This window comes from Kribbella sp. NPDC043289, assembly GCF_056436705.1.
Genome location: NZ_JBWKCB010000001.1, coordinates 86,681 through 112,924, shown reverse-complemented (window position 1 = coordinate 112,924; position 26,244 = coordinate 86,681). Strand labels below are relative to the sequence as shown.

Below are 26,244 nucleotides of genomic sequence, written 5' to 3'. Positions count from 1 at the left end.
ACTACAGAACATCTACTCGCGGACGAGCAGCGCGAAGGCCTCCGCCGGCCCGAGAGCGGCGCCGCGGGAGTACGCCTCCTGGTACGCCGTCGCACCCAGCGCGGACTCCGCGGCGGCGACCGCCCGATCGACGTCCTCGGTCTCGGTCGCGGCCATCAAGTAGTTCTTAGTGGCGCGCGTGGCCGCGGCGCTGCCGAGGAGCGTCGCCGCGAGGGTCTTGTCCGGGTGACAGCCGGAGATCCCCTCCAGCGACCAGCACATGCCGCGCAGCGAGTCAAAGTCCTCCGAGACCCTGAACGCCTCGACGTGCAGCTCCAGCGCGTCGTCCAAGCGGCCCTGGAGCTCCCGGACGAACCCGAGCTCCTCCAGCACGATCGACAGGTAGAGCACGGCCTCCTTCTGCCGTCCGGCCGCGGCTATCAACCCCTCAAGCCGTTCCGACGCCTCCTCCAGCGCACCGGTACGGCGGGCCGCGAAGCCGAGCACGAGTTCCGCGAGAGCCTGCGTCGAGCGCTGCCCCTGTTCGGTGGCGAACCGCAGCGCGCGTTCGCCGTACGTCCGGGCCGCGTCGAAGCGGCCTTGCCGGATCGAGGTCCAGCCGAGCATGCCCAACGCGCTCGCGACCTCGGGCCACAACCCGATCTCCTCCGCGGCCTGCGCGCCTTCGAGGTGCAGCCGCTCGGCCTCGTCGAAGTCGCCGACGAGTTCGGCGTGCGCACCGAACCAGCCCGTCGCCTGCAGGACGCCCCACCGGTCCCCCAGCGCCCGGAAGATCCCGATGCTCTGGCACGCGTCGTCGTACAGGGCCGGCAGGTCCGCCCGCACGTGTGCGTGCTTGGCCCGGGCCGCCAGCACGGCCGCCGTACCCCACTGGTTGCCATCGGCCTCGAACTTCTTCAGTGCCCGATCGAGCAGCGCCTGGCAGGCTGCGAGGTCTCCCGCATCGGTGGCGGCGTAGCCGATCCACCACAGGCCCATGGCGTCGGCTGCGTCGGCCCAGCGGTCCCGCTCGTCGGCAGCATCCGCGTGCCCGAGCAGGTACCTGAACCCGACCCGCCACGCTCCAGCCCGAGCAGAACCCGGCACAGCCTCCAGCGACCGCAGCGCCTCGACATGGCGGCCACGCAGGAACCAGTACCACGCCAGCGCATCGACAAGCCGCTCAGCGAGGTCCGATTGACCTGTGGCCACCGCACGGTCCAGTGCGGTGCGGAAGTTGGCGGAGTCCTCGTCCAGCAGCTGCAGCCACCGACCCTGCTCACCACCGAACAAGCCGGGCCGAGCCTCCTCAGCCAGCGACACGTAGTACGACAGATGCTGCTGGCGAACGGACTCGAGCTCACCGGCGGACCGCAGCTTCTCGACGCAGTACGCCGCCACCGACTCCAGCAACCGGAAGCGAGACCCATCGACAGGTACGACGAGCGACCGGTCGACCAGCCGCACCAACACATCCAGTACGTCGTCCTCGCCACACACAGCCGCCGCAGCCTCCGCCGTACAACCATCCGCGTGTACGGCGAGGCGCCGCAGAACGGACTGCTCCTCGGGGTCGAGCAGCTCCCAGCTCCAGTCGATCATCGCGTGCAGGGTCTGCTGTCGCGGCGCAGCACCCCGATGCCCTGTCGCCAGCAACCGGAAGCGGTCGTCCAGCCGCGCAACCAGCCCACGCACGCCGAGTGCTCGCACCCGTGTCGCAGCGAGCTCCAAGGCCAGTGGGATCCCGTCCAGACGCCGACAGAGCACCGACACATCGGCCGCCGTCTCCTCGGTCAGCGCGAAGCCCCGCGACGCCGCAGCGGCCCTGGTGACGAACAGCTGGACCGCACTGCACTCGCCCACCGCGTCGAGCCCGGCAGCAGCCGACGGCACCGTCAGCGGTGGAACACTCCAGACGACCTCACCAGCCAGGCCCAGCGGCTCGCGGCTCGTCGCCAGCACACGCAGACCGGGAGCGGCAGCCAACAGGCGGTCGATCAACAGAGCAACCTCTTCGACCACCTGCTCGCAGTTGTCCAGCACGAGCAGCCGCGAGCCCATGACGGCGGCCAGCCGGTCCACGACCGCACCGGAGTCGCCGGCATCGCGCAGATCCAGTGCGGCCTGCACAGCGTCCGTGAGCGCGTTGCTGACCGACAACGCGTCAGGAGTGACGGCAGCAAGCTCAACCAGCACGACGCCGTCAGCAAACCGGTCCGACGACATAGCCCCCGCAGCGAGAGCCAGACGCGTTTTGCCGACACCACCGGGACCAGTGAGCGTCACCAGCCGGGAGGACGTCAGACAGGAGTCAACGTCAGTCAGCGCCTCGGAGCGCCCGATCAGGTCGGTCAATTGGGCAGGGAGGTTGCTGCGCGCGTGCGGCAGCTCCTGCGTGAGAATCGATTGCTGCAGCGCCACCAGCTCGGGACCGGGATCGAGACCGAGCTCGTCCAGCAACAGCTGCCGCAGCTGTTCGAAACTCTCCAGAGCCTCGCTCTGCCGGCCAGTCCGGTAGAGCGCCTTCATCTGCGCAGCCCGCAGCCCCTCGCGCAACGGATGGTCGCGCACAAGCTCAGCGAGGTCGCCCACCGACAGGTCAGCTCGCTCACACGCACTCAACCGCTCATCCGTCAGCCGGGCCACCGCTGTCTCCGCAAACGCGTCGTCAGCGAAGTCTGCGTACGCCGGGCCTCGCCACAGCGTCAGCGCCTCGTCGACCGAGCCGGCCGTGAGCAGCTCGCGGAAGCGGAGCGCGTCGTAGGTGGAGCTCTCGACCGCGATGGAGTAGCCGGCCGGGCCGGACCGCACCAGCGAACGGCTGCCGGACTCAGCGTCCTCGAAGGCTCGTCTCAGTTGGGACACCTTCGCGGACAGCGTCCCGGGCGGGTTGCCGGGCAGCTCGGAACCCCACAGGTCGTCGATCAACCGGTCCGCGGGCACCGGCCGCCCCTCGTGCACCAGCAGGTCCGCGAGCAGCGCCCGCACTTTCAGCCCCTGGATGACCACAGGTGTCCCCGCGTCCGTCCAGGCCGTCACCGGTCCCAGCACCCCGAAACGCATGTCCGCACCCTATTCCGCCCGACGGCCCGTCGACCGGAAAGAAACCGTAAACCACCTACGGCAGAGTCTGGGTCAGACGGAAGGAGGACGGACAATGCGACTGGCAGTGATCATCGGCAGCACACGGCGTGGCCGGTTCGGCCCGGTTGTCGCGCACTGGCTGGCCCGGCAGGCCGGCAAGCAGTTCGAGGTCGACCTGGTCGATCTGGCCGCGGCGAACCTGCCGACCACGCTGCCCGACACCGACGACGAGACGCCATCCGCAGTCGCCGTACTCGCGCCGCGACTAGCGAAGGCGGATGCGTTCGCAGTGGTCACGCCAGAGATCAACTGCAGCTTTCCGGCCTCGTTGAAGACCGCACTGGATTGGTACTACGCCGAGTGGCACGCCAAACCGGTCGCGATCGTCAGCTACGGGCGGGAGTCCGGCGGGTGCTACGCCGTCGCGCAGCTCCGCCAGGTGTTCGCCGAGCTCCAGGCCGTCACCATCCGCAACACCGTCACACTGCCCCGCTACTGGGAGCAGTTCACCGCCGACGGCGACTGGCCCAGGCCTTCCGCCGGCTACGAGGCGGACGCCAAACTCATGCTCGACCAGCTCGTCTGGTGGGCCAAAGCACTGCAGGACGCCCGAGACAAGCGTCCCTACCAACCCTGAGAGGAACAGACCCATGAGGAAGCTGATCGAATCCACGTTCGTCACCCTGAACGGCGTCATCGAGGAGCCGCAGCGCTGGAGCCCGCCGTACTGGGACGACGAGCACGCGGCGTACGCGCAAGGCCTGATGGAGGGCGTGGACGCGCAACTGCTCGGCCGCGTCACCTACGAAGGCTTCGCGGACGCCTGGTCGCAGCGCAGCGGTGACCCGTTCACCGACCACTTCAACGCGATGCCGAAGTACGTCGCCTCGCGCACCGTCACCGAGTGGAAGTGGAACGCGCAGCCGCTCGAGGGCGACGCGGCCGACGCCGTCCGCAAGCTCAAGGAGACCGACGGCGGCAACCTGATCAAGTACGGCACCGGCTCGTTCTCCAAGACCCTGCTGGAGAACAAGCTCGTCGACGAGTACCACTTCTGGATCTTCCCGGTGGTCGCCGACGGCGCGAACATGTTCGCCGGCGACGCGATCGACCTGACGCATCTCGCACTACTCGGGACGACGACCTTCAAGTCCGGCATCGTCGTCCACAAGCTGGCCCCGAAGGCCTGAGCACAAAGGACACAGACCCGCGGGCCGGTACGACGACGTACCGGCCCGCGGGTTTTCGTTGCCTACGGCATGATGTTCTGGTTGAGGTGGAACACGTTGTCCGGGTCGTACCGGCGCTTGGTGTCGGCGAGCCGGTCGTAGTTCTGCCGGTAGTTGTCGCGGATCCGGCCCTGGTCGTCGCCGGCCATGAAGTTGATGTAACCGCCGGCCTCGGACAGCGGCGAGACGTCGTCGTAGTACGAGCGCACCCACTCGATACCGGCCTCGTTCTGTGCCGTGTCCGGCCACATGCCCGCGATCACGGTGGCGAAGTTCGCGTCCCGGTAGGCGAACGCGGTCGCGTCCGGCGTGACCCGGTGCACGGCACCGTTGATCGGGTAGATGTGCACGGTCGAGTTCACCGCCGGCAGGCCGGCGGCGTGCCGCAGGTGCGCCTGGATCGCCTCGTCGGTCAGCTCGGTGACGAAGTTCGCCTTCCAGTAGTGCTGCAGCCCCGGCGGTACCAGGTCGTCGAACAGGGAGTTCAGCACCGGGTACGGCATCGGGCCGACCATCTCCGCGATGACCGGCGCGAACTCGCGGAACTTCGCGAGCTGCGCCTCGCCCTGGTCCAGGTCGCCGGCCCAGCAGCCGACCATCGCTGCGAACGGCTCACCGACCCGGTTCTCCGGGATGAAGGGCAGCGGCGGTGCGATCTGGAACGCCGGGAACGCGCCGAGCTGCTCCGGCGCGTCCTTGATCAGCTCGCGGTACCCGGTCAGTACGGCGGCCGCGTCGGACAGCTCGTAGAACATCGCGCCGGCGTAGACCGTCGACACCGGTGCCAGCCGGTACTCGAGCGCGGTCACCACACCGAAGTTGCCGCCGCCACCGCGCAGCGCCCAGAAGAGGTCCTCGTTGTCCTTCTCGCTGGCGACCAGGAACCGGCCGTCCGCGGTCACCACGTCCGCCGAGACCAGGTTGTCGCAGGACAGCCCGAGGCCGCGCGCGAGGTACCCGATGCCGCCGCCGAGCGTCAGTCCTCCGATGCCCGTGGTCGAGATGATCCCACCCGTGGTGGCCAGACCGAAGGCATGTGTCGCCGCGTTGAAGTCGCCCCACGTCGCACCGCCGCCGGCCCGTGCCGTCCGGGTCAGCGGATCGACCCGGATGTTGCGCAGCGCGTGCAGGTCGATGACCAGTCCGTCGTCGACCGTGCCGAACCCGGGCACGCTGTGCCCACCACCGCGCACCGCGAGTTCGAGGTCGTTCGTCCGCGCGTACTCGATCGACGCCATCACGTCGCCGGCGTTCTCGCAGCGGACGATCACCTGCGGCCGCTTGTCGTGCATCCAGTTGTTGACCCGGCGCGCCGCGTCGTACTCCTCATCGCCTACGGTGATGACCTGTCCGCGCGTGCGTTCCCTGAAGTCCTCGATCGCGCCCATGATGTGCTCTCCGAAACGTGTCGCCTGTCGCAGAGCGGCGTACGCGCAGCGCACACCGCGCAGACCGGTCGTCGCCGACGAGCGCAGCGCGATTGTTCCACCCCAGAGAGCAGCTGGACCCCCGACGGGCGACGCGATCCTCCCCCAGACCCGCCCGTTCACCCCCGACCTTCCCAACCCGGGGCAGATTCGTCAATCCCTCTCGGACAAGGTGCTGAGCAGCCGGCCCTGGGCCTGTTCGAGGTGGTACGCCAGGTGGTCGGCCGCGCTCGCCGGGTCGCCGTCCTCGATCGACCGCAGGATCGCCGCGTGCTCCTCGGCGACGGTCGACGGCGCGGCTTTCCGATGCGCCTGGTACTGCCCCATCGTCAGGTGCACCTCGCCGATGATCAGCTCGTGCATCCGGGTCAGCCGCCGGCTGCCGACCGCCGCCACCAAAGCGGTGTGAAACGCGATGTCGGCCTCGACCTGGTTCTCGAACACGTGGTCGCGCGCCGCGTACTCGATCGCGACCTGCGCCCGGGCCGCCTCGGCGGGCACCGCGCCGGTCGCGGCGAGCGCGGACACGGCCGCCTTCTCGATCGTGATCCGGCTGAAGAACAGATCCCGGATCTCGTCCTGGTCGAGCACCGGGACCACCGCGGTCTTGTGCGCCGTCCGCCGCAGCAGGCCGAGCGCGGTGAGCCGCTCCAGCGCGGCCTTCGCGGTCGGCCGGGCCACGTTGTACTCCGTCGCGAGCCGTACTTCGGTGAGCTTCTCCCCCTGCGGGATCTCGCCGTTCACGATCCGCTTGCGGACCGACGCGTAGAGCGCGTCGGTCAGCGAGGACGGCCCGAGCTCCAGGCGCGCTTCGGTCGGCACGGCACCCCCTCCAACAGGATGAAACTGGTCTGGCAAGTGTACGTGCCTAATAACCCGCGGCCTTGTCAACCACGTTGTGCAGCGGTTCGCCGGCGACGAAGCGGCGGATGTTGTCCGCGACGATCTCCTGCGAACGCCGCAGCGTCCCGTCGCTGGTGGCGCCGTTGTGTGGTGTCACGACGACGTTCGGCAGCGACCAGAACGGGCTGTCCGGCGGCAACGGTTCGACACCGTGCGCGTCCAGCCCGGCGCCCGCGATCTGCGCGGATGTCAACGCCTCCAGCAGCGCCTCGTCGTCCGCGATCCCGCCACGCGAGATGTTGACGAAGTACGCCGTCGGCTTCATCCGGGCGAACGCGGCGCGGTCGAAGACGCCAGTGGTGGCCGGCGTCCGCGGTGTCGTCACCACGACGAAGTCCGACTCCGCGAGCAGCTGGTCGAGATCGCACAGTACGTCGACGTTCGGCGACGGCTGGTCCGGACGCCGCCGTACGCCGAGGACGCGCATGTGGAACGCCTTCGCCTTGAGCGCCAGGTCGAGCCCCGAGTTGCCGAGACCGTAGATACCGACGGTCCGCCCGGCCAGCTCGCCGTGCCGGTAGTGGTCCCAACGGTGCTCGGCCTGCGCGCGCATCCACCGCGGTACGTCGCGGTTCAGCATCATCATCAGCAGCATCGAGTGCTCGGCGAGCGAGATCCCGCCGTTGCCCGCGCTCGAGGTGAGGACGACCGGCGACGCGATCATCTCCGGCGTCAGATCGGAGTCGACGCCCGCCGACGGGCTGTGCACCCACCGCAGCTCCCGCGCCTTGACCAACACGTCGGGCGGCAGGTGCCCGATCACCGCGTGCACCCCGTCGAAGGTCTCATGCTCCAGCGAGTCGACGAACCGCACCGGTACGTCGCCCGCGGCGTCGACGTACGCCGGGTTCTCTTTGCCTACGACAACGATCATTTCAGCCCCGTGGTGGCGATGCCGCGGATCAGGTACTTCTGGGCCACGGCGAAGAAGATCAGGATCGGGATCAAGGACAGCAACGACATCGCGAACAGCATTCCCACTCCATCCTGGGTCTCGGAGTCGACCATCGAGTTCAGCGCCACCGGCACGGTGAACGCCTGCGTCCTGGTCAGGTAGATCAACGGTACGAAGAAATCGTTCCAGGTCCAGATGAACGTGAAGATCGTGGTCGTCACCAAGGCGGGTCGCATCAGCGGCAGGACGACGTACCAGAAGGTCAGGAACGGGCCGGCGCCGTCGATCCAGGCGGCCCGATCGAGCTCGCGGGGCAACGTCCGGATGAACTGCACCATCAGGAACACGAAGAACGCGTCGGTGGCCAGGAACTTCGGGATCAGCAGCGGCCAGTAGGTGTTCACCAGCCCGAGCTGCGAGAAGAAGATGTACTGCGGGATGACGAGCACGTGGAACGGCAGCATCACCGAGGCGAGCGTGATGGCGAAGTACACCGTCCGCATCCGGAACTGCAGCCGGGCCAGCGCGTACGCCGTCAGCGAGCACGAGAACAGGTTGCCGGCGATCGACGCGAGCGTGACGACCAGCGAGTTCACGAAGAACGCGGAGAACGGCCGGTTCAGCGCGTGCCAGCCGTCCTTGAAGTTCTGGAACGTCAGGTCGTGCGGGATCAGGCCGGGTTCGGTGAGGATCTGCTCGGGTGGTTTGAACGCGCTCACCACCATCCAGACGAGCGGATAGATCATGAACCCGACGAAGGCCAGCAGACCGAGGTGTTTCAGCACAGAGCTCTTCATCAGCTGTCTCCGTAGAAGACCCAATACTTCGAGACCAGGAAGTGCAGCGCGGTGACGACGGCGATCGCGACCATCAGCACCCAGGCGAGCGCGGACGCGTAGCCCATGTCGAACGCGACGAAACCCTGCTGGTAGACGTACAGCGTGTAGAACAGCGTCGAGTTCGCCGGACCGCCGGTGCCGCCGCTGATGATGTGCGCCTGGGTGAAGGTCTGGAACGCGCCGATCGTCTGCAGGATCAGGTTGAAGAAGATGATCGGTGTCAGCAGCGGGATCGTCACATGGGTGAACTGTCGCCAGGTCCCGGCGCCGTCGACGCGCGCGGCTTCGTACAGCTCGTCGGGGATCTGCCGCAGCCCGGCCAGGAAGATCACCATCGGCGATCCGAACGTCCACACATTCAGGACGATCAGTGTCGCCAGCGCCGTCCGCGGGTTCTGCAGCCAGCTCTCGCCGTGGATCCCGATCAGCGCCAGCCCCTTGTTGACCAGGCCGTCGTCGCCGAAGATCTCCCGCCACAGGATCGCGATCGCCACGCTCGACCCGAGCAGCGACGGCAGGTAGAACGCGCTGCGATAGAACGCCAGCCCGCTCAGTCCGCGGTCGAGAATCAGCGCGAGCAGCAGCGCGAACGCGAGCTGCAGCGGCACCGAGACCAGGACATAGATCAGCGTGACCTTGACCGACGCCCAGAACTGGTCGTCGTGGATCATCCGCTGGAAGTTCTCCAGCCCGGTCCACTCCGGCGGGTTGAGGATGTCGTACTTCGTGAACGCCAGGTACAACGAGGCCAGCAGCGGTACGGCGGTGATCAGCAGGAACCCCAACTGCCAGGGGATCAGGAAGACGTGCGCCGCCCGCCCCTGGCGGTTGAGGTGGAACCGCGTCCTGGTCATGCGGCCCGCTTGATCCCGGCGCCGATCTCGTCGACGAGCTTCTTCGCGCCGTCCGGTACGGCGGTCTTCCCGAGCGCGATCTCCTCGCAGATCCGGCCCATCGTGGTCCGCCAGGTGCTCGAGCCGGGCGGCGCCTCGTACCGCGGTTTGCGCTCGGCGGCCCGCTCCTTGGCGACCACCGCGAGCATCTCCTTCTCGTCCGGACTCGCGAACTCCGCCGCCTGCTCGGCGACCTTCGGGTTCGTCGGCGCACCCATCGTCAGCCGCACGGTCTTCAGCATCTCGGGGTTGTTGACGTTGTAGTCGAGGACCTTGCCGGCCGCCTCCAGGTTGCCGTCGTCGATCCGCTGGTAGATCGCCATCCGCGGGAAGTACAGGTACTTGTGACCGGCCTCCGCGTCCGCCGCGACCGGCGCCGCGCGGAGCCGGAACTTCTCCTTCGGGAACATCTTCGCGTCGTCGATGATGTGGTTGGAGTTGCCGAAGTTCACCAGGACCTTCTTCCCCACCTGCGCCCAGTCCGGGCCCATCCCCTCCTGCTCGCTGAGCGACAACGCACCGCCGGCCTTGCGCAGCTTCTCCCACCAGTCGAGCCAGCTGCCCAGTCCGTCCACGGTGAACCCGACCTGGCCGTCCTCGGTCCACAGCTGCTCACCACGCTGTCGGAGCCAGGCCTCGAACGTGAGGTCGTGGTCGGGAAGGTACGGCGTACCTTTGCGCTTGCCCGGATTGTTCTTGCTGTAGGCAACGAGGAGCTCGGCGAGACCGTCCCAGGTCCAGGCCGTTCCCTCCGCGGGGATCGTGACGCCGTCGGCCTTCGCGACGGTCTCGTTGTAGCGAACCACCGGGGTGAAGATCGCGAACGGCAGCGTGTTCAGCTGGCCGCCGAGCTTGAACGTCTCCAGTTCGTCCTTGCTGTAGTCGTCCCACTTCAGCGTCGGGATGTCGTCCAGCTTCCGGTACAGCTTGCTCTTGTTGTACGTCAGCACCTGCGGCGACGCGATCCAGAAGATGTCCGGTACGTCGCGCGCCGCGATCTGCGTCGTCATCCGTTCCTGGAAGGCCGTGTAGTCGGCGAACTCCGGCTCGATCGTGATCGACGGGTTCGCCGTACTGAACTGCTTCAGCGCCTTGGTGTAGTTCTGCTGGCGGATGCTGTTGCCCCACCACGCGTACCGCAACGTGACGTCGCCGCCTCCGCCGGACGGTCCACCGCCGCTCCCGCCGCACCCTGCCAGCCCGGTCGCGGAGCCGGCCACCAGCGCGGCCTTGAGAAACCCTCGTCGATCCATCTCGCTCTCCTCACGCACAGACGAGTACTTCGAACAACCCGAGTTCCGGTACCTGCACCCACCCGTCGTCGACCGGCAGGCGCTCCCCCGCGTTGAGTGCTTCGACTTCCTGTACGCCGTCGGGCACGCGCAACCGCCCTGGCCCGATCGGCACCGGCGGCGCGAACCGCTGGTCGGTGTCGCCGGAACGGTTCAGCAGATGAACGACGTACCCCGCCGCCGACCGCCCCACGACGACCTCCACCTGTTCGGGCAGGTCCGTCTCGATCGCGCCGCCCACCTGCTCGACGAACAGATCGCGGTGCACCGTCAGCCCGACCTCGCGATACGCCTGCCCGATCGTCCACGGGAACAGCACCGCGTTCCCGCGCCGAACCATCCCCGGATGTTGCAACAGCTGATGCCCGTGACATTTCTCCGGCGGCCCGTACGGCGCCCGCGAGTACGCGAACAACCCGACCTCGTCATCCACGTCCGGCTCCACCACATGAAAGGCCCCGACCACCGGGACCCCGCCCTCGAGATGCAATCCCCGCGTCGTGCTCTCGGTCGCGTACGACGCCAGCCGCCGTACCGCCACTCGCGCCACCTCGGTGGTGCCCGTGGCAACAATGCGGCCGTCGTACTCCCCGAGCTCGACCCGCCCGAGGTCAGGCAGCACGACCACTCGATAGCGACTCAAGTCCACCTCACCGAGCCGCTCCACCGGCAGCACGTCGAACGGCACGTGCCGCTGCAGAAGCGCGAGGTAGAGGCCTTCGAACTCGGCCCGCGAGTGCACTGGTCTGACCAGTAGCGTCTCCGCGGCCGGCACCAGGTCCCGATAGACCTCCGCATGATCGCGGTGGAACCGGGTGAGCTGGCCCGCGACCTCCAAGCAGGCGTACGGCGTGGTCGCCGGAGTGCCCATGATGTACGTCGACGGATTCGCACCGCGGGCGATGGCTTGCAGGAGATATTGGGCGAAATGCTGCGGGTCCTCGCTGGCCAGCCGATAGGGCATGTCCACGAAGCCGACCGAGTTCGTCAGCACCGGAACCGACGGGCGATACGTCTTGGCCGCGCTCACGCTCTCGCTGGTCCGGTGATGCCACAACCGGCGCCCCACCGCGTTGTTCGCCTCGTGGAACACGATGTCCGCCCGATCGCCCAACACCAGCGGCGCTTCCGGTCGGCGGCTCGCCAGGTGGTCCCGGATCCGGCCGGTCAGCTCGGCCAGAACGCCGTTCGCGAAGCTCTGCCAGTCGGCGTATCCCGGCGAGTCACGGTCGTTCGGCAGCACACCGTCGTACCGCTGCTGACAGGCGACGCAGTGGCAGATCCCGTGGTAGACGCGGCTGTAGTCGACCTCGTTGAACGACATCCAGTTGCAGAAGAAGCCGTCCAGCGGATAGCGATCGAGTACTTCGTCCAGGACGTCGAACAGGCGGGCCTGGTAGTAGTCGCCGCTCGGACAGACGCTCGTCAGTCCGTTGTAGACCTGCCGCTCGCCACCAGGACCGACGAAGCACCACTCGGGGTGGGCCTCGGCCCGCCGCTCGTCGATCTTGGAGAAGTCCATCCGGCCCATCACCCGGATCCCCCGGCGCGCCGCGGCCTTGACCGCGTCGCCGACCAGGTCACCGGACGGCCGCTCCGAGAGGTACGGATTGCGCGTCTGGAACTCCAGGTCCGTCGGATAGTTGGAAAGGATCCCGCCGACGCTCAGCAGCCAGGTGTCGGCACCGAACTCCTCCAGATAGTCCAGCACGGCCTCCACATCCAGCCCGGCGTCGATCTCGCGCAAGTTGGTCTGGAACATCCGGAACGGGTCCTGCCACCAGAGCTTCATCGATGCTCCCGCCGCAGGGTCCGGTACAGCGCGGAGTGATCCAGCTCCCCGTCGCCGTCCGCGATCGCGGCGTTCATCAACTGCTGCGTCGCGGCCGTGTTCGGCAACGCCAGGTCCAGCTCGGCCGCGGCCTGCACCGCCAGCCCGAGATCCTTGCGGTGCAGCCGCAGCCGGAACCCGGGCGCGAACGCCTCCCGCACCATCCGCTCGCCGTGCACCTCGAGGATCCGCGAGCTCGCGAACCCACCCATCAACGCCTGCCGTACGACGGCCGGGTCCGCGCCCGCCCGCTCGGCGAACAGCAGCCCTTCGGCCACCGCTTCGATGGTCAGCCCCACGATGATCTGGTTCGCGACCTTCGCCGTCTGCCCGGCACCGGCGCCGCCGATCAGCGTGACGTTCTTCCCGAGTACGTCGAGGATCGGCCGGGCCCGCTCGAACACCTCCGGCCGGCCGCCGGCCATGATCGTCAGCGTCCCGTCCCGGGCGCCGATCTCGCCACCGGACACGGGCGCGTCGAGGTACTCGCAGCCCAGCTTCCCGATCAGCTGCGCGAACCCGATGGTCGCGGTCGGCGAGATCGAGCTCATGTCGATCACCAGCGAGCCCGCCCGCAGACCTTCCGCGACGCCGCCCGGCGCGAACAGCGCCGACTCGACGTCCGGCGTGTCGGGCACCATCAGGATCACGACGTCGGACCGCTCGGCGACCTCCTTCGCCGAGCCGCACACGTGCGCGTCGAGGTCGGTCCGGCCGCGGTGCACGGACAGTTCGTGGCCAGCAGCCAGCAGGTTGTCCGCCATCGGGCGACCCATGACACCGAGGCCGATGAACCCGATCCTCATGCCTGGCTCCAATCCACATGCACGACCTCGAGCAGCCCGGCGGTCGGGACCACCACCTCGGCGCGACCGTCCACGACAGTCGTCTCGAGGTCGACCCCCGACACCAGCAACCGGACCCGCGCCCGATCCGCCGGAACCGCGACCGACACGGTCTGCGGCGGCAGCGGGAGGGTCTCCCGGATCGGCCCGCGCATCGCCATCGGGTTCGTGAGGTTGACCAGGGCAACGGCCACTTCCTGCTCGCCCCGATGCACGGCGACGTCCACCAGCCCGGCGCCGTCGACCGTCACTTCGGGCGCCGTTCCGAGGGCCCAGGCGACCGCGTTCGCGATCAACCGGCCGTGGTCGGTTTGCAGCGCCTCCCAGAAGATCGCGCCGACGTTGAACGGGAAGTACACCGTCCGACCGCCCTGCGCGTTCTCGGTACAGACGACGGCCGGCTTGTCCGGCGCCTCCCGCTGGTAGACCTCCTCCATCGGGAGATCGGGGAAGTCCGGGATGAACCGGAACGGCGCCACCGCGTCCGACTCCACCCCGATGATGTGGGTCCCGCCAATGATCCGCGTCGTACCGTCGAAGCCGGCGTTCAACGGATGCCCGTCGGTCAGTGCAATGTAGTTGTTCTGCACCTGTCGACTCGGCGCGGTCAGGCGGACGTTGAGGACTCCACCGAGCCCGAAGTCATCACGAGCCGCACCGTTCTCGTCGTACAACGAGCTCTGGTACGCCGCCACCAGCGACCCGCCGCTCCCGACGTACTCGGTCAGTACGGCGCACTGCGCGTCGCTCAGCTGCTCGGCGTTCGCCAGCACGATCACCTTGAACGCGCGCAATCGCTCCAGCGACATCAGCTGATCGGAGACGAACTCGAACGGGACGCGGGCCTCGACGAGCGCGTGGTAGAAGCCGTCCTCGTGATCGTTGTCCCCGGCCCGTAGTTGCCCGATCCGGGTCGGGTCCAGCAATGCGACCTCCGCGCTGATCCGCAGCTTCTCGAGCACCGGCTCGACCGTCGCGTGCAGGTTGAACGCCTCGACGACCGGCTGCACCCACCGCTCGTCCGGGACACTGGCGTTGAACTTGGTGAACCAGGGCAACGCACCGTGCGCGAACCCGTCGACGATCCAGGTCTTCGTCTCCTCGCCCGGCGCGACGGAGTCCTTCCAGCGGTACTTGTGTTCCGGCCCGACCGAAGTGATCAGCCGAACGGGCTTGTCCGGGAACACGGCGCGGTTCCGCTTCCCGTTCCGCCCGGCCGCCCACGGTGCCTCGATCCCGTGCCGCCCCTGCTTGTCGATGATGAACAGCGGCGCGACCGGCTCGGCCAGGTCCTGAGCGAGGTCGCGCGCGGCGAGCGCGCCCATGTTCGGGATGAACCGTGCGTCCGGTCGCAGGTCCCGCACCGCCTGGTCCCAGATCCCGACCAGCTCACCGAGCCGCCGGCGCCGCCACCCGACGTACTCCGGCCACCCGTCCGCGTGCTCCTCGAGCGGCAGCTCCAGACCCGTCTCGTCCCGGAACGACTTCCGCGCGGCCTCGCTGTACGAGATCCCGTAGTACCCCTCCCAGCGGTTCGCGAAGACCGCGTCCACGTCGTACTCCCGGACGATCTCGCGGATCACCTCGGTGACGAACTCACTGTGGTACGGCGTGAACGCGCAGGTCAGCCAGATGCCGGGATAGGCCCAGTGCTCGATCGGGTTGCCGTCCCGGTCGCGGGCCAGCCACTCGGGGTGCGCCGCGGCGGCGTCGGCGTGGATCGCGTGCGGATCGACCCGGGCCATCACGCTCATGTCGAGTTTCCGGGCGCCGTCCACGAGGGTGCCGAACGGGTCGGTGCCGGCGAGGTACTTGCTGCGGTAGTGGTACTCGAGCTGCGTCGGGTAGTAGGCGACGTACCCGCCGGCGCTGATGCAGGTCGCGTTCGACTTGCTGTCGCGCATCAGCCGGAGCCAGAAGTCCGCGTCGAAATGCGCGGGATCGTCCTCGGCCAAGGTGATCTGGGCCCACCGGGTCGCCGCCAACGGCCAGTTCTGCATTGCGCCTCCGGAGTCGTCGGTATGCAGAAGATTGTTAGACAAGATTGCACGACTGGCAAGAGCTGCTGTTAGTCTTCTTTCATGGAGTACCGCGGCCACGAGCTGAGTGCGAACGTGTCGATGCTCTTCACCGAGCTGCCCTACCCGGAGCGGTTCGCCGCCGCGGCGGAGGCCGGGTTCCGGGTGGTGGAGTCGTGGTGGCCGTTCGCCGTCCCCGATCCGTCGACGGCCGAGATCTCGTCGTTCGTCCGGGCCGTCGCCGATGGCGGGGTCTCGCTCGGAGCGCTCAACTTCTACGGCGGCGACATCCCCGCCGGCGAGCGCGGAGTCGCGTCGCACCCCGACCGGCAGGACCAACTCACCGCGAACACCCGCGCGATCGTCGCGATCGCCGAGCAGACCGGATGCCGGCTTTTCAACCTGCTCTACGGCCAACTCGACGATCGCTGGTCGCCCGAGGAGCAGGCAAAGACCGCCGAAGTCGCGGTGCGCTCGGCCGCGTCAGCAGTTGCCGCGATCAACGGCACGGTGCTGATCGAGCCGCTCACGGAAGGGCTGAACGGCCGCTATCCGTTGCTCACCGCGGACGACGTACTGCGGTTGCTCAACGGCCCGTTGCATGACGTCGAGAACCTCTCGCTGCTGTTCGACACCTTCCACCTCGGCAGCAACGGTGTGGATCTGCTCGCCACGGCGGCGTCGGTTCCGGTCGCGCATGTCCAGCTTGCCGACAGCCCGGGCCGCGGCGAACCGGGATCCGGATCACTACCGATCGACGCGACGCTCGACGCCCTCAAGGCCGCCGGCTACCAGGGCGTCGCCGCCTGCGAGTACAAGCCGACCACGGACACTCTCACAAGCCTGGCTTGGCTCGACTAGCCGCGTCGCTCAGCGCGTTCGCAACCGCTTCTACTGCAGGAGTTCGCGCCCGGCGGGTGAGGAGGAAGACCTCCCGTCCCACGCTGCCTTCGGCGGGTCGTCGTACGGCGACACCTGGCGCACCGTTGGCGAGCACCAGATCCGGAAGCAGTGCGCCGGCGCCCGTCGTACGGACGAGCTCGAGCAGGATGAGGAAGTCGTCCGAGCTGTAGCGGACATCGGGCTCGAAGCCGCCGAGCTCACGGCAAACGCGGACGTGCATCTCGCGATGCCCCGTGCCCGGCTGGCAGGCGGCCCACGCCATCCCGGACAGGTTCGCGATCGGGACCTTGTCGGCCGCGGCCTCGGGGTGGTCCTCGGGGAGAGCGACGCGGATCTCCTCGCGCAAAACGTGCTCACGGAGCAGGTCGGCGTGGACGGCGCGCGGCTGACCGTCGTACTCGTCGCCGACCATCACGTCGAGCTGCTGCAACCGCAGCGCCGGCGCGGCCTGCTCGACCTCGAGCTCCGACGCCTCGACCCGGATCTCGGGGTACGTCGCCGCGAGGCTGCGGATCGCCGGCGCGACAACGCGAATGAAGGCCGACTGGAACGACGCGATCCGGACCACGCCGGCGACCCGGCCCGCGGCGACTGCCGCCACCTCGGCCTCGGCCGCTTCGAGACCCTCCAGCAGCGCCGTGGCGTGCCGGACCAGGACCTCCCCGGCCGCGGTCAACCGCACGTTGCGGCCGATCCGCTCGAGCAACGGCGTACCCGCTTCACGCTCCAGGACGGCCAGTTGCTGGGAGATGGCGCTCGGCGAGTACCCGAGGGCTCGGGCCGCGCCGTGCACGGTGCCGCGGCCGTGCACCTCACGCAGGAGGCGCAGCCGATGCAGATCCATCATTCGTTCAGCTTAGCTTCACGATGCTGTGCGTGAAGCCGTGATGGACGTGAACAGTCTCCGGCCCTGACCATCGATGCCGTGGGACGCCTCTTCTGCCTTCTTTCCGCCGCCACCTTCGGGGTCATGGCCGTGTTCGGCAAGCTCGCGTACGACGCGGGCGTGTCCGTGGACGCCTTGCTCCTGGTCCGCTTCGGCCTCGCCGGCGCACTGATGCTCGTCATCGCGCTCGCCCGCGGCGCACTCCGCAACCTGCCCCGCCGAGCGGTCCTGACCGGACTCGGCATGGGCGTCTTCGGATACGCCGCCCAATCCGGTCTGTACTTCTCCGCGCTGGCCCGCATCGACGCCTCGCTGGTCGCACTGATTCTTTACCTGTACCCGGTCCTGGTGATGGTCGGCGCGATCGCGCTGCGCCGGGAGCCGGCGTCGCGTCGGCGGATCGGCGCGCTGGTGACCGCGCTCGTTGGAATCGCGCTGGTGCTCAGCGGGGCGATGTCCGCGCACTTCGACTGGGTCGGCATCCTCCTGGCGTTGGGCGCACCAATCGTCTACACCTGCTACATCCTGGTCGGCGACTCGATCGGCGGCGAGGTACCGCCGCTGGCGCTGACGGCGCTGGTCTGCACAGGCGCGTTCGGGACGTACGTCGTCCTCGGGTTCGTGCGCGGCGGCGCCGACTTCCACTTCGCGCCGGTGGGGTGGTTGTGGCTGGTGTTGGTCGCGCTGGTGAGCACGGTCGCCGCGATCGTCTTCTTCTTCGCCGGGATGGCTCGCGTCGGGCCGTCCGTGGCGTCGATCCTGTCGATCTTCGAGCCAGTCGTGACCGTCGGTGCGGCGGCGCTGGTGTTCCGCGAGCACCTGACCGCGCTGCAGTGGCTCGGCGCCGCGCTGGTCCTGTCCGCAGTACTGATCGTCCAGTGGCCCGCTCGCCGACCGGCGCCGGTTGCTCCCGAGATGGCGGTCCTTCGTACCGAAGAACGGGTAGTGGTGGAGGCGGCGCCGCACTCCCCCGCCTGACCGCATCCCCGGATCGGCGATTCTGGCGACTACTACCCGTCCTTCGGTCCGGCGATCGCGTTCAGATTCGCGGCCGGCGCCAACTGCTCGAGCGCATCCCCCGAACGGTTACGGCAGCGGCTGCCATTCGTCGTTGGACATCCGCAGGATCGCCCACCCCACCGCAGCGAACCCCACCGCCTGCAGCCCCCAGCCAATCAGGTCCAGCGTGTGACTGCTGACCACGATCGCGGCCACGAAATGGATCGGCTGCGAGACGATCACCGCCAGCGCGGCCCACCGTCCGCCGACCCGGGAGCGCCACATCGCGATCCCCAGCAGGATCGTGCCGAGCACGTGACCGACCACGAACACGACGCCGGCCAGGTTCATCGAGCCGTGCGTGACCTCGGCTGCCCCGGTGATCGTGGCCGCATCCAGACCGGCCTTCCCCGCCGACCACGTGAACAGATCGCTCGACGCCGTCCACGGCAACGACAGATACCCGGGTACGACGAGCAGCATCGCAACCGCGGTCAACCAGGGCACCCGGCGCCGCGTCAGGCGGCCGACGAAGTAGACAGCCGGCACGAGCGTCAGGAATGCGACATACGCAAGCCAGATGACCAGCGAGCTGCGATCCAGGTGTCCGACGATCTTCTGGGTGATCGTCGGTGTGTCGTCCACCGTGTCGTACGGCAACAGGAACCGCAGCAGGGCGACCGCGGCCGGGCCGATCGGCAGGATCAACGCTGCCGTCCACCGCCACGCCGGCCGGATGTCGGCACGCGGTGTGCTCCGGCTGCTCGCCTGCGCCTGTGTTGTCGCCGGCGTCGTCATCGGGCACCGACCGGTTCACGACTGGGAAGCAGTACGGCGATCACGCCGAGCACCGTCGCCGCTACCCCGACCCCGGCGGCCGCGACCGCCGCTGTCGGTACGTCGGACGCGAAGAAGGCCGGTACGGCGAGCAGCGCCGACGCCAGTCGCAGCGTGATCAACGGCGCGAGTGCCCATCGCCTCCCACGCCACGCGAACACGACCAGTACCAGGCTGATCAGCCCGATCACCGACGTTCCGATCGCGACGCTCATCGGCGGGTGATCGCCGTCCGTCAGCAGCGGCGTGGCCAGATCGGTGAGCGCGAGCAGCCCGAGCAGCACCAGGCCGAAGCGATTCCTTCCAGACATTTCCTGTACCCCCTTGTTCCGGTTGTGCGACAACCGTCACCCGCGGGCCGTCGTACCCACCTGGGCGTGCGATCCCAGCGGACCAGGCGGTTCCCCGGCCGGCCCGGGAACCCGATCCCGAGACACCGGGAACCATTCGGGCGCACACTGCGGCTATGACGACCTCCGCGAACCGGCGCGTTCTCGTCGTCCTGCTCGCCGGCCTGCTGATCGCCGAGCTGGCGGTCGCGGTCGTCCACGCCATCACCATCGACGCCAGCTGGCATCAGCTGGTGGATTCGTTCCTGCTGACCAACGGTCTGATGGGCCTCACGTTCGGGATCTGTGGCGCGGTCATCGCCTGGCACCGACCGGCCAACCCGATCGGCTGGCTCTTCCTCGCCGACGGGATCGGCCACGCCACCACCCCGTTCGCCGACGCCCTCGCCCACGGTGGTGTGGCGCAACGAGTGTTCGTCACCCTCTCGATGGGGGCGTGGCCGTGGTCCATCGGCCTTTTCCTGCCGCTGGCGCTCCTCCTCTTCCCCACCGGTCGGCTGTTGTCGCCGCGCTGGCGGTGGGCAGCGCTCGGCATCGTCGTGACCGCGCCGCTGTTCGTGCTGGAGATGGTCGGCAGTGGCGACACAGTGTCACCCGGTCTTCCGCGCGGCTACCTGAGCATCCCGTCGTACGACTCCCTGCAGCCGCTGTGGACGATCGCCGAGGTGCGCAACCTGGCAGCGATCCTGCTCGCCGTCGGCTGTCTGGGGATCAGGTACCGGCGCGCCGACGAGACGGGCCGCCGGCAACTCCTGTGGTTGCTCCTGGCCTCCGTCATCGCGATCCTGTTCGTCACCCCGTGGGCCTTCGTCGCCGGTACGCCGATCCTCGTGCTGCTGGCGATCCCGTTGATCCCGATCTCGGTCGCCATCGCCATCGTCCGCTACCAACTGCTCGACATCCGGCTGGTGGTGTCCCGCGCACTGACGTGGGCGCTGCTGTCACTGGTTGCCATCGGCATCTACGCCGCGCTGGCCGGACTGCTCGGTTCGCTGATCGCATCGCAGGTCGGCAGGTCCGCGGTAGTGACGGTGGCCCTCGCGTTGATCATCGCGCCGGTGCTCCCGCGGCTTCAACAACTCGTCGATCGGGCGTTGTACGGCGATCGGAACGACCCGGCGCGGGTGGCGTCACGGGTCGGCGAACAGCTTTCCGCGGGCCTGCCCGGCGTCGTGGCGGCGGTCCGGTCCGCGCTGCGGCTGCCGTACGCGGCGTTGACGGTCGACGGGCAGGTGATCGCTGCCGATGGGACGCCTGGACGGGTGGTGCCACTCGAGCTTGCGTACGGCGGGGAGGTTGTCGGAGCGCTCGAGGTGGGCGTGCGGTCGGGTGACTCCGGGTTGTCGTCGGCGGACCGGAACGTGCTCGGGCTGGTCGCCGTACCGCTGGCGGTGGCCGTGCACGCGACCCGGTTGTCGGCCGAGCTGCAGTCGTCGCGGGAGAAACTGGTCTCGGCGCGCGAGGAGGAGCGGCGGCGATTGCGGCGTGATCTGCACGACGGGCTCGGCCCCACCCTCACCGGCGTCGCGTTCTCCGCGGACGCGGCGGCCAATCTGGTCAGGACCGACGCTCCGCGAGCAGTCGAGCTGCTCGCCCGGTTGCGCACCGACACCCGGGTCGCGATCGCCGACGTACGCCGCCTCGTCGACGACCTCCGCCCACCCGCGCTGGACGAACTCGGCCTGCTCGGCGCCCTGCGGCAGCGCGCGGACCAATTGTCGTTCCGCGCTGACGGCGCCACGATCCACGTCGCGGTCTCGGCCAACGGATTGCCTACCCTTCCGGCCGCTCTCGAGGTCGCCGCCTACCGGATCGCGACCGAGGCGCTCACGAACGTGGTACGGCACTCGCGCGCGACCTCCGCCGTACTGGCGGTGCGTTGTAGCGCCGAGCTGGAGATCGAGGTGACCGACGACGGCCCGCCGAACGGCGCGTGGCGTCCCGGCGTCGGCCTCCAGGCCATGCACGAACGCGCGGCCGAACTCGGTGGCAAGTTCGAAGCCGGCCCGACCCCGCACGGCGGTCTGGTCCGGGCCCGCTTCCCGCTCGCCGCGACCGGCCCATCATGACCACCAGCAGCGAGGCTCCGATCCGCGTCGTGCTGGCCGATGATCACCCGGTCGTCCGAGCGGGTCTGGAAGCCCTGCTCACCTCCCTGCCCGGCATCGAGGTCGTCGGCGTCGCGTCCAACGGTCGCGAAGCTGTCCGCGAGGTTGTCACCACCCGGCCGGACGTCGCCGTCCTCGACCTGCAGATGCCCGACCTCGACGGCTTCGCGGCCACTCGCGAACTGGCGCGCTCCGCCCCCGAGGTCGCCGTACTCGTCCTCACCATGTTCGAGGACGACGACTCGGTCTTCGCGGCGATGCGGGCCGGGGCTCGCGGGTACCTGGTCAAAGGCGCGGAACAGGAAGAGATCGCCCGGGCGATCCAGGCGGTCGCCGCCGGCGAGGCGATCTTCGGCCCCGGCGTCGCCCGCCGCGTCCTCACCTTCTTCTCCGCACCGCCACCGGCCGCCGAACCGTTCCCCCAGCTCACCACCCGCGAACGGCAGATCCTCGACCTGATCGCCGCCGGCCTGTCCAACACCGCGATCGCGACCCGGCTCGAACTCGCACCGAAGACCGTCGCCAACAACGTCTCCACCATCTTCACCAAACTCGGCACCGCCGACCGCGCCACCGCCATCGTCCAGGCCCGCAACGCCGGCCTCGGCGACCACTCCTGACCTGTACCGAAGAACGGGTAGTAGTGCGCACAACGCCGCCCCCTCCCGCCTGGCCCCTTCGCCACAGCTGCGGATCTGCCGACCTCTACCCGTTCTTCGGTCCGGAGATCGCGTGCAGGTACCGGGTACCGACCGTCTCCAGATGGGTGATGAGCTCGGGAGGGCCGTCGAGATGGAAGTCGAGGCCGAGCATGCCGATGTACACGGCGATGATCTCCAGCGAGTCGGCGCCGGTGACGAGGATGCAGGTGTTGTCGTCGACCGATTCGACGATGCCGACGGCGGCGTGGATCCGCGACAGCACCTCCCGCGCGGGCGCGTGCACGGTGATGCGCGCGTGCACCTTCCACCCGGTCGTTGCGACGTCCCGCAGTACGAAGTCGGTGTAGTTGCCGTCGGTCATCGGCCTCGGCTGATACCGGCGGCCCGTTGCCATCCGCAACGACATCCAGTCGACGCGGTACGTCCGCCAGACCGCCTGCTCGTCACGCGCCACCAGATGCCAGTACCCGTGCCAGCTCACCAACCGGTACGGCTCGACCAGGAGCGGCAGGTCCCCCGCGACACCTGATCCCGCACTCCGCAGCGAGACGCCTTCCGGTACGACGTACTCGAACCTCAGGAAGTGCTCGTCGCGGATACACGCCGCGATCGTCGCGAGGACCCCGGACGGGATCTCGGGCGCCTCCACATTTGAGCCAGTGTTCTCCGGGCCCTTCTCCATCGCCTTGTTGATCGCGTTGACCTGCCGCTGGAGGCGATGCGGGAGCACCTGCTCGAGCTTGGTCAGCGCCCGCGCACTGCTCTCCGCTATACCGGCGACGCCGACGCCGGCCCGTAGACCGATCGCGACGGCGACCGCCTCCTCGTCGTCGAGCAGCAGCGGCGGGAGCTTCGCGCCGACGCCCAGCTGGTAGTGCCCGGCCGGGCCGCGGGTGGCGTCGACCGGGTACCCGAGTTCACGGAGCCGATCGATGTCGTTGCGGACCGTCCGCGTCGTGACCTCGAGCCGCTCGGCCAACTCCGCACCGGTCCACGCCGGGCGCGTCTGGAGCAGCGCGAGCAGGGCCAACAACCGCTGCGAAGTCTCGAGCACAATCAGTCCTTTGTTTAGGAATCTAATGTTCCTATATGGATCCTACGCTGAAGCTATGAACACGAACGAGAACATCCGGCCCTTCACCGTCACGATCGACCAGGCCGACCTGGACGACCTGAACACCCGCCTCGCACGCACGCGGCTCCCCGAGCCGGCCCCCGGCGACAACTGGGACCTCGGGACGCCGAACCACTACCTCCGCGAGATGGTCGACCACTGGCAGAACGGCTTCGACTGGCGAGCCCAGGAAGCGCGGATGAACTCCTTCCCGCACTACCTCACCGAGATCGACGGCCAGACCGTGCACTTCATCCACGTGCCGTCCGCCGTCGAGGGCGCGACCCCGCTGCTGCTGACCCACACGTACCCCGGTTCGTTCGTCGACTTCCTCGACATGATCGGCCCGCTCACCGACCCGGTCGCGCACGGCGGATCCGCCGAGGACGCGTTCTCGGTCGTCGTACCGTCGATCCCCGGCTTCGGGTTCAGCACCCCGCTCGTCGACCGCGGCTGGACGATGGCCCGCGTCGCCCGCACCTTCGACACCCTGATGCGCCGCCTCGGCTACGACTCGTACGGCGCCCACGGCTCCGACGCCGGCGCGATGATCGCGCGCGAACTCGGCGTACTCAACCCTCCCGATTTCCTCGGACTGCACGTCCTGCAGCTCTTCTCCTTCCCGTCGGGCGACCCGTCCGAGTTCGAGAAGTTCACGCCGGAGGACTACGCGGCACTCGAGCACCTGAAGTGGTTCCAGTCGGTCGGCGGCTACAACGCGATCAACGCCACCCGCCCCCAAACCGTTGCCGTCGGCATCTCCGACTCCCCCGTCGGGCAACTCGCCTGGAACGAACTCTTCAACAACTTCGGCAACGGCACCAGCCTCGTCACCCGCGACCAGATCCTCACCGAAGTCACCCTCTACTGGCTAACCAACACCTCAGCCACCGCCGGCCGCTACCACCACGAAGAAGCCAACTCGGGCGCCGATCCCCAACAGAATCACGCCCGAACCGGCGTAGCCGTCTTCGCCGACGACTTCAAAACAATCCGCCCCCTAGCCGACCGAGACAACACCCAGATCGTCCACTGGTCCACCTTCAAAGACGGCGGCCACTTCGCCGCCCTCGAACGCCCCGAAGAGGTCACCGCGGACCTCCGCACCTTCTTCCACTCTCTCTGACAATCCTCACAGCACCACCGATCGCCCACGGCCCGGCTCGCCAAACGCGAGCCGGGCCGGCACACGTCCGAGCAGCAGCCCTGTGGACAGTTCGGCTCACTGGTAACACGCGGGTCATAGTCTGTCGGGATCGCTCCCCCGTCGGAAGGATCTCGTAGATGGACCCCGAGGAAACGCAGTACCTGCTGCCGGACGGGACCACAGTCTGGGTCATCTCCGCCTCCGAAACGTCGAAGAATCTCGCCGGTGTCCTCAACCTGTTCCGCTCCGGCAGCGCCGAGCCAGTGTTCTTCGGCGCGGCCGGCCAGCCCGAAGCCGCAATCGTCCCGTTCGAAGTCTGGCGAGCTCTCACCGAGACCGCCATCGACGAAGAAGGCTTCGACTCGAGCTACTCCGTTGTCCGCCACCGTCTGAAGAACCCCGCCGGCCGCTCGGTCCCCATCGAAGAAGTCGCCGCCGAACTCGGCTGGGATCTGAACGAGCCCATCGACGACTCCGACTTCAAACCACGTCCCCGAGAGTGAGGTCTGTGGACAATGCCGCACTCGTCTAGGCTGCGGCCGGTAGCCGGCGAAGGAGTTCGGATGTCCACGCAGACGCCACAGGACCGCGCCAACGGAGATCGGGTCAACGTCATCGACACCGGGACCGCGGCGCACAACCTTCCGCGCATGCTGCAACGGTTCCGTGCAGGACAGGCCGAGCCGTTGATCTTCGGCGACGACGGTCAGCCAGAAGGCGTGGTCGTCCCCTTCGACCGGTGGGAGCACCTCGAGGAGATCGCCGAGGACGCCGAGCGGACCAGGGAGATTCGCGAGGTCACTAGGCGGCGCCTGGCAACGAACCGCACCGCGGACTACGTTTCCGCCGACGAGCTCGCCGCGGAGTTCGGCTGGAACCTCGACAGCGACAGCGAACCGCCAAGGCGCTAGTACTGCGCGGCTGTGGCCCTGTGGATAAGTCAGCGCAGAGTCTTAGCCGATCCTTCTATTCTGATGAGGAGTACTCCTACATCGGAAGGATCACGATGGACTCCGAAGAAACGCCGTACCTTCTTCCCGAGGGCGATCGTGTTTGGGTGATCAAGACGGCCACCGCGGCCGGACTCCTGCCCGAGATGCTGGAGCGCTTCCGCGCCGGCAACACAGAGCCGCTGTTCTTCGGTGATGCTGGTCAGCCGGAAGGCGTGATGATTCCCTTCGAGCTCTGGCGACGCCTGGATGCGCTCGCTACCGACGAGGACGGCTTCGACGCCACGTACGACGTTGCACGTGACCGCCTGCAGAACCCGGCGCCATCGATTCAGTTCGACGCCGACGTGGCCGCCGAATTTGGGATCGACCTCAGCAAGCCTGTCGACGACTCCGACCTGCCGAAACCGCAATGACGCAGTACCGCCTCCTCGTCCGTGAGGAGGTGATGCGACAACTTGCCGAGCTACGCCGTGCTGCCGCGGCCCAGCCGGGCGGCTTACGTGACCGCGAGTACCAGATGCTCGATCGCGGTCTCCGAGCTCTGGCCAACGGCCAAGAGGAGCACTTCTCCGGTAAGCGCCTAGGCATCGCCGCCCACGATCTCCGCGACTGCGCCGAGATCAAGCTCGCAGTCATCCCCGAGTCCCGTGGCGACCGTGAACTCGGTCCGTCGCACCGTCTGATCTACCGCGAGTTCGAGGCCGAGGACGGTGGGCCGCCGTACCGACAGATCATCGCCTTCGAACCGCGCAAGAACGACCGCCCTTTTGACGTGGCCGCCACCCGCCTCGGCCGCGACCGAGGCGTCCGTCTCCGCGACTTCAGACCAGTCACGTACACCGCACCCCCAGCACCACTGCGCATGACACTGCCCCACGACCTCCGCACCGCCCTCGCCGCAGCATCCGGGGTCGCACCAGCGTCAGGCGCAGTACCAACGAAGCCAAGTGCCCATCAGCGCCGAACTGGGCCATCCGACCGAAGTACCGGCGGCAGAGGACTCTGACGAGAGTGGCACCGAATTCTGCCTACGGCACACCTTCAACCGGC

General features: G+C 68.4%; 25 protein-coding genes. 11 read left to right on the top strand and 14 right to left on the bottom strand.

Features of this window, described 5'->3' with window-relative positions; all coding sequences use genetic code 11:
- Positions 1 to 12: 12 nt before the first annotated feature.
- Positions 13 to 3,042 carry an AfsR/SARP family transcriptional regulator gene (locus AC0662_RS00495; RefSeq protein WP_478297530.1) on the bottom strand — a complete coding sequence of 1,010 codons (3,030 nt, stop codon included), beginning with the start codon at positions 3,040 to 3,042 and terminating at the stop codon, positions 13 to 15.
- A gap of 94 nt (positions 3,043 to 3,136) precedes the next feature.
- Between AC0662_RS00495 and AC0662_RS00490 the strand changes: the two genes are divergently transcribed.
- Entirely contained in the window at positions 3,137 to 3,700 is a 564-nt protein-coding gene (locus AC0662_RS00490; RefSeq protein WP_478297528.1) for an NADPH-dependent FMN reductase, read from the top strand.
- 13 nt (positions 3,701 to 3,713) lie between these two features.
- A complete protein-coding gene (locus AC0662_RS00485; protein WP_478297526.1) occupies positions 3,714 to 4,253 on the top strand; it encodes a dihydrofolate reductase family protein in 540 nt (179 codons plus the stop codon).
- Between the two features lie 62 nt (positions 4,254 to 4,315).
- On the opposite strand, the gene AC0662_RS00480 is transcribed toward AC0662_RS00485, so the two are convergent.
- The 9 genes from AC0662_RS00480 to AC0662_RS00440 all read right to left on the bottom strand — a co-directional run bounded on the left by AC0662_RS00480 (position 4,316) and on the right by AC0662_RS00440 (position 15,217).
- Positions 4,316 to 5,680 carry an FAD-binding oxidoreductase gene (locus AC0662_RS00480; protein ID WP_478297524.1) on the bottom strand — a complete coding sequence of 455 codons (1,365 nt, stop codon included), beginning with the start codon at positions 5,678 to 5,680 and terminating at the stop codon, positions 4,316 to 4,318.
- A 192-nt stretch (positions 5,681 to 5,872) separates the two neighbouring features.
- Positions 5,873 to 6,541, bottom strand: a complete 669-nt coding sequence (locus AC0662_RS00475) for a GntR family transcriptional regulator (RefSeq protein WP_452203140.1) — start codon at positions 6,539 to 6,541, stop codon at positions 5,873 to 5,875.
- Between the two features lie 46 nt (positions 6,542 to 6,587).
- Positions 6,588 to 7,496 (bottom strand): D-2-hydroxyacid dehydrogenase, encoded by a 909-nt coding sequence (locus AC0662_RS00470; RefSeq protein WP_478297522.1) that lies wholly within the window; start codon positions 7,494 to 7,496, stop codon positions 6,588 to 6,590.
- Entirely contained in the window at positions 7,493 to 8,314 is an 822-nt protein-coding gene (locus AC0662_RS00465) for a carbohydrate ABC transporter permease (protein ID WP_452203144.1), read from the bottom strand. Before AC0662_RS00465 ends, AC0662_RS00470 begins: the two co-directional genes overlap by 4 nt.
- Positions 8,314 to 9,210, bottom strand: a complete 897-nt coding sequence (locus AC0662_RS00460) for a carbohydrate ABC transporter permease (protein ID WP_452203146.1) — start codon at positions 9,208 to 9,210, stop codon at positions 8,314 to 8,316. The genes AC0662_RS00465 and AC0662_RS00460 overlap by 1 nt, the downstream gene beginning before the upstream one ends.
- Entirely contained in the window at positions 9,207 to 10,502 is a 1,296-nt protein-coding gene (locus tag AC0662_RS00455; RefSeq protein ID WP_478297519.1) for an ABC transporter substrate-binding protein, read from the bottom strand. The genes AC0662_RS00460 and AC0662_RS00455 overlap by 4 nt, the downstream gene beginning before the upstream one ends.
- A gap of 10 nt (positions 10,503 to 10,512) precedes the next feature.
- Positions 10,513 to 12,333, bottom strand: coding sequence for an alpha-amylase family protein (locus AC0662_RS00450; protein WP_478297517.1), 1,821 nt, complete (start codon positions 12,331 to 12,333; stop codon positions 10,513 to 10,515).
- On the bottom strand, positions 12,330 to 13,178 hold the full coding sequence (locus AC0662_RS00445) for a 2-hydroxy-3-oxopropionate reductase (protein WP_452203149.1): 849 nt from the start codon (positions 13,176 to 13,178) through the stop codon (positions 12,330 to 12,332). Before AC0662_RS00445 ends, AC0662_RS00450 begins: the two co-directional genes overlap by 4 nt.
- A complete protein-coding gene (locus AC0662_RS00440) occupies positions 13,175 to 15,217 on the bottom strand; it encodes an alpha-amylase family protein (protein ID WP_478297514.1) in 2,043 nt (680 codons plus the stop codon). The genes AC0662_RS00445 and AC0662_RS00440 overlap by 4 nt, the downstream gene beginning before the upstream one ends.
- Before the next feature lie 81 nt (positions 15,218 to 15,298).
- Between AC0662_RS00440 and AC0662_RS00435 the strand changes: the two genes are divergently transcribed.
- Positions 15,299 to 16,096, top strand: a complete 798-nt coding sequence (locus tag AC0662_RS00435) for a hydroxypyruvate isomerase family protein (RefSeq protein ID WP_452203151.1) — start codon at positions 15,299 to 15,301, stop codon at positions 16,094 to 16,096.
- Here the strand turns inward: AC0662_RS00435 and AC0662_RS00430 are convergent.
- A complete protein-coding gene (locus tag AC0662_RS00430; RefSeq protein WP_452203152.1) occupies positions 16,071 to 16,985 on the bottom strand; it encodes a LysR family transcriptional regulator in 915 nt (304 codons plus the stop codon). The two genes, AC0662_RS00435 and AC0662_RS00430, sit on opposite strands and share 26 nt — an antisense overlap.
- Before the next feature lie 78 nt (positions 16,986 to 17,063).
- Between AC0662_RS00430 and AC0662_RS00425 the strand changes: the two genes are divergently transcribed.
- Positions 17,064 to 18,002 carry a DMT family transporter gene (locus tag AC0662_RS00425; protein WP_478297511.1) on the top strand — a complete coding sequence of 313 codons (939 nt, stop codon included), beginning with the start codon at positions 17,064 to 17,066 and terminating at the stop codon, positions 18,000 to 18,002.
- A gap of 108 nt (positions 18,003 to 18,110) precedes the next feature.
- Here AC0662_RS00425 and AC0662_RS00420 read toward each other — a convergent pair whose 3' ends face one another.
- The gene (locus AC0662_RS00420; RefSeq protein WP_478297509.1) at positions 18,111 to 18,821 is read right to left on the bottom strand and encodes a hypothetical protein; all 711 of its coding nucleotides are present in this window, start codon (positions 18,819 to 18,821) and stop codon (positions 18,111 to 18,113) included.
- Positions 18,818 to 19,171, bottom strand: coding sequence for a hypothetical protein (locus AC0662_RS00415; RefSeq protein WP_478297507.1), 354 nt, complete (start codon positions 19,169 to 19,171; stop codon positions 18,818 to 18,820). Before AC0662_RS00415 ends, AC0662_RS00420 begins: the two co-directional genes overlap by 4 nt.
- A gap of 155 nt (positions 19,172 to 19,326) precedes the next feature.
- Here AC0662_RS00415 and AC0662_RS00410 point away from each other — a divergent pair, with 155 nt between their 5' ends.
- Positions 19,327 to 21,279, top strand: coding sequence for a sensor histidine kinase (locus AC0662_RS00410; RefSeq protein ID WP_478297505.1), 1,953 nt, complete (start codon positions 19,327 to 19,329; stop codon positions 21,277 to 21,279).
- Positions 21,276 to 21,938: a response regulator gene (locus AC0662_RS00405; RefSeq protein WP_478297503.1), complete on the top strand. Its 663-nt coding sequence runs from the start codon at positions 21,276 to 21,278 to the stop codon at positions 21,936 to 21,938. The genes AC0662_RS00410 and AC0662_RS00405 overlap by 4 nt, the downstream gene beginning before the upstream one ends.
- A gap of 85 nt (positions 21,939 to 22,023) precedes the next feature.
- Here AC0662_RS00405 and AC0662_RS00400 read toward each other — a convergent pair whose 3' ends face one another.
- The gene (locus AC0662_RS00400) at positions 22,024 to 23,034 is read right to left on the bottom strand and encodes a helix-turn-helix transcriptional regulator (protein WP_478297501.1); all 1,011 of its coding nucleotides are present in this window, start codon (positions 23,032 to 23,034) and stop codon (positions 22,024 to 22,026) included.
- Positions 23,035 to 23,089: 55 nt separating this feature from the next.
- Between AC0662_RS00400 and AC0662_RS00395 the strand changes: the two genes are divergently transcribed.
- The 5 genes from AC0662_RS00395 to AC0662_RS00375 all read left to right on the top strand — a co-directional run bounded on the left by AC0662_RS00395 (position 23,090) and on the right by AC0662_RS00375 (position 26,200).
- On the top strand, positions 23,090 to 24,220 hold the full coding sequence (locus AC0662_RS00395) for an epoxide hydrolase family protein (protein WP_478297499.1): 1,131 nt from the start codon (positions 23,090 to 23,092) through the stop codon (positions 24,218 to 24,220).
- Positions 24,221 to 24,378: 158 nt separating this feature from the next.
- A complete protein-coding gene (locus AC0662_RS00390) occupies positions 24,379 to 24,744 on the top strand; it encodes a hypothetical protein (RefSeq protein ID WP_452203160.1) in 366 nt (121 codons plus the stop codon).
- A gap of 60 nt (positions 24,745 to 24,804) precedes the next feature.
- On the top strand, positions 24,805 to 25,152 hold the full coding sequence (locus AC0662_RS00385) for a hypothetical protein (RefSeq protein ID WP_478297497.1): 348 nt from the start codon (positions 24,805 to 24,807) through the stop codon (positions 25,150 to 25,152).
- 95 nt (positions 25,153 to 25,247) lie between these two features.
- A complete protein-coding gene (locus tag AC0662_RS00380) occupies positions 25,248 to 25,607 on the top strand; it encodes a hypothetical protein (RefSeq protein WP_478297495.1) in 360 nt (119 codons plus the stop codon).
- Between the two features lie 32 nt (positions 25,608 to 25,639).
- Entirely contained in the window at positions 25,640 to 26,200 is a 561-nt protein-coding gene (locus AC0662_RS00375) for a hypothetical protein (protein ID WP_478297493.1), read from the top strand.
- The last annotated feature ends 44 nt before the right edge of the window (positions 26,201 to 26,244 follow it).

Bases quoted from the DNA above. Each gene is read 5' to 3' on its own strand.
- AC0662_RS00465 (WP_452203144.1), bottom strand. From the start codon at position 8,314: ATGAAGAGCTCTGTGCTGAAACACCTCGGTCTGCTGGCCTTCGTCGGG.
- AC0662_RS00445 (WP_452203149.1), bottom strand. From the start codon at position 13,178: ATGAGGATCGGGTTCATCGGCCTCGGTGTCATGGGTCGCCCGATGGCG.
- AC0662_RS00385 (WP_478297497.1), top strand. From the start codon at position 24,805: ATGTCCACGCAGACGCCACAGGACCGCGCCAACGGAGATCGGGTCAAC.
- AC0662_RS00430 (WP_452203152.1), bottom strand. From the start codon at position 16,985: ATGATGGATCTGCATCGGCTGCGCCTCCTGCGTGAGGTGCACGGCCGC.
- AC0662_RS00375 (WP_478297493.1), top strand. From the start codon at position 25,640: ATGCGACAACTTGCCGAGCTACGCCGTGCTGCCGCGGCCCAGCCGGGC.
- AC0662_RS00470 (WP_478297522.1), bottom strand. From the start codon at position 7,496: ATGATCGTTGTCGTAGGCAAAGAGAACCCGGCGTACGTCGACGCCGCG.
- AC0662_RS00435 (WP_452203151.1), top strand. From the start codon at position 15,299: ATGGAGTACCGCGGCCACGAGCTGAGTGCGAACGTGTCGATGCTCTTC.
- AC0662_RS00395 (WP_478297499.1), top strand. From the start codon at position 23,090: ATGAACACGAACGAGAACATCCGGCCCTTCACCGTCACGATCGACCAG.
- AC0662_RS00420 (WP_478297509.1), bottom strand. From the start codon at position 18,821: ATGACGACGCCGGCGACAACACAGGCGCAGGCGAGCAGCCGGAGCACA.
- AC0662_RS00490 (WP_478297528.1), top strand. From the start codon at position 3,137: ATGCGACTGGCAGTGATCATCGGCAGCACACGGCGTGGCCGGTTCGGC.
- AC0662_RS00460 (WP_452203146.1), bottom strand. From the start codon at position 9,210: ATGACCAGGACGCGGTTCCACCTCAACCGCCAGGGGCGGGCGGCGCAC.
- AC0662_RS00410 (WP_478297505.1), top strand. From the start codon at position 19,327: ATGACGACCTCCGCGAACCGGCGCGTTCTCGTCGTCCTGCTCGCCGGC.
- AC0662_RS00495 (WP_478297530.1), bottom strand. From the start codon at position 3,042: ATGCGTTTCGGGGTGCTGGGACCGGTGACGGCCTGGACGGACGCGGGG.
- AC0662_RS00405 (WP_478297503.1), top strand. From the start codon at position 21,276: ATGACCACCAGCAGCGAGGCTCCGATCCGCGTCGTGCTGGCCGATGAT.
- AC0662_RS00415 (WP_478297507.1), bottom strand. From the start codon at position 19,171: ATGTCTGGAAGGAATCGCTTCGGCCTGGTGCTGCTCGGGCTGCTCGCG.
- AC0662_RS00455 (WP_478297519.1), bottom strand. From the start codon at position 10,502: ATGGATCGACGAGGGTTTCTCAAGGCCGCGCTGGTGGCCGGCTCCGCG.
- AC0662_RS00450 (WP_478297517.1), bottom strand. From the start codon at position 12,333: ATGAAGCTCTGGTGGCAGGACCCGTTCCGGATGTTCCAGACCAACTTG.
- AC0662_RS00380 (WP_478297495.1), top strand. From the start codon at position 25,248: ATGGACTCCGAAGAAACGCCGTACCTTCTTCCCGAGGGCGATCGTGTT.
- AC0662_RS00440 (WP_478297514.1), bottom strand. From the start codon at position 15,217: ATGCAGAACTGGCCGTTGGCGGCGACCCGGTGGGCCCAGATCACCTTG.
- AC0662_RS00480 (WP_478297524.1), bottom strand. From the start codon at position 5,680: ATGGGCGCGATCGAGGACTTCAGGGAACGCACGCGCGGACAGGTCATC.
- AC0662_RS00390 (WP_452203160.1), top strand. From the start codon at position 24,379: ATGGACCCCGAGGAAACGCAGTACCTGCTGCCGGACGGGACCACAGTC.
- AC0662_RS00485 (WP_478297526.1), top strand. From the start codon at position 3,714: ATGAGGAAGCTGATCGAATCCACGTTCGTCACCCTGAACGGCGTCATC.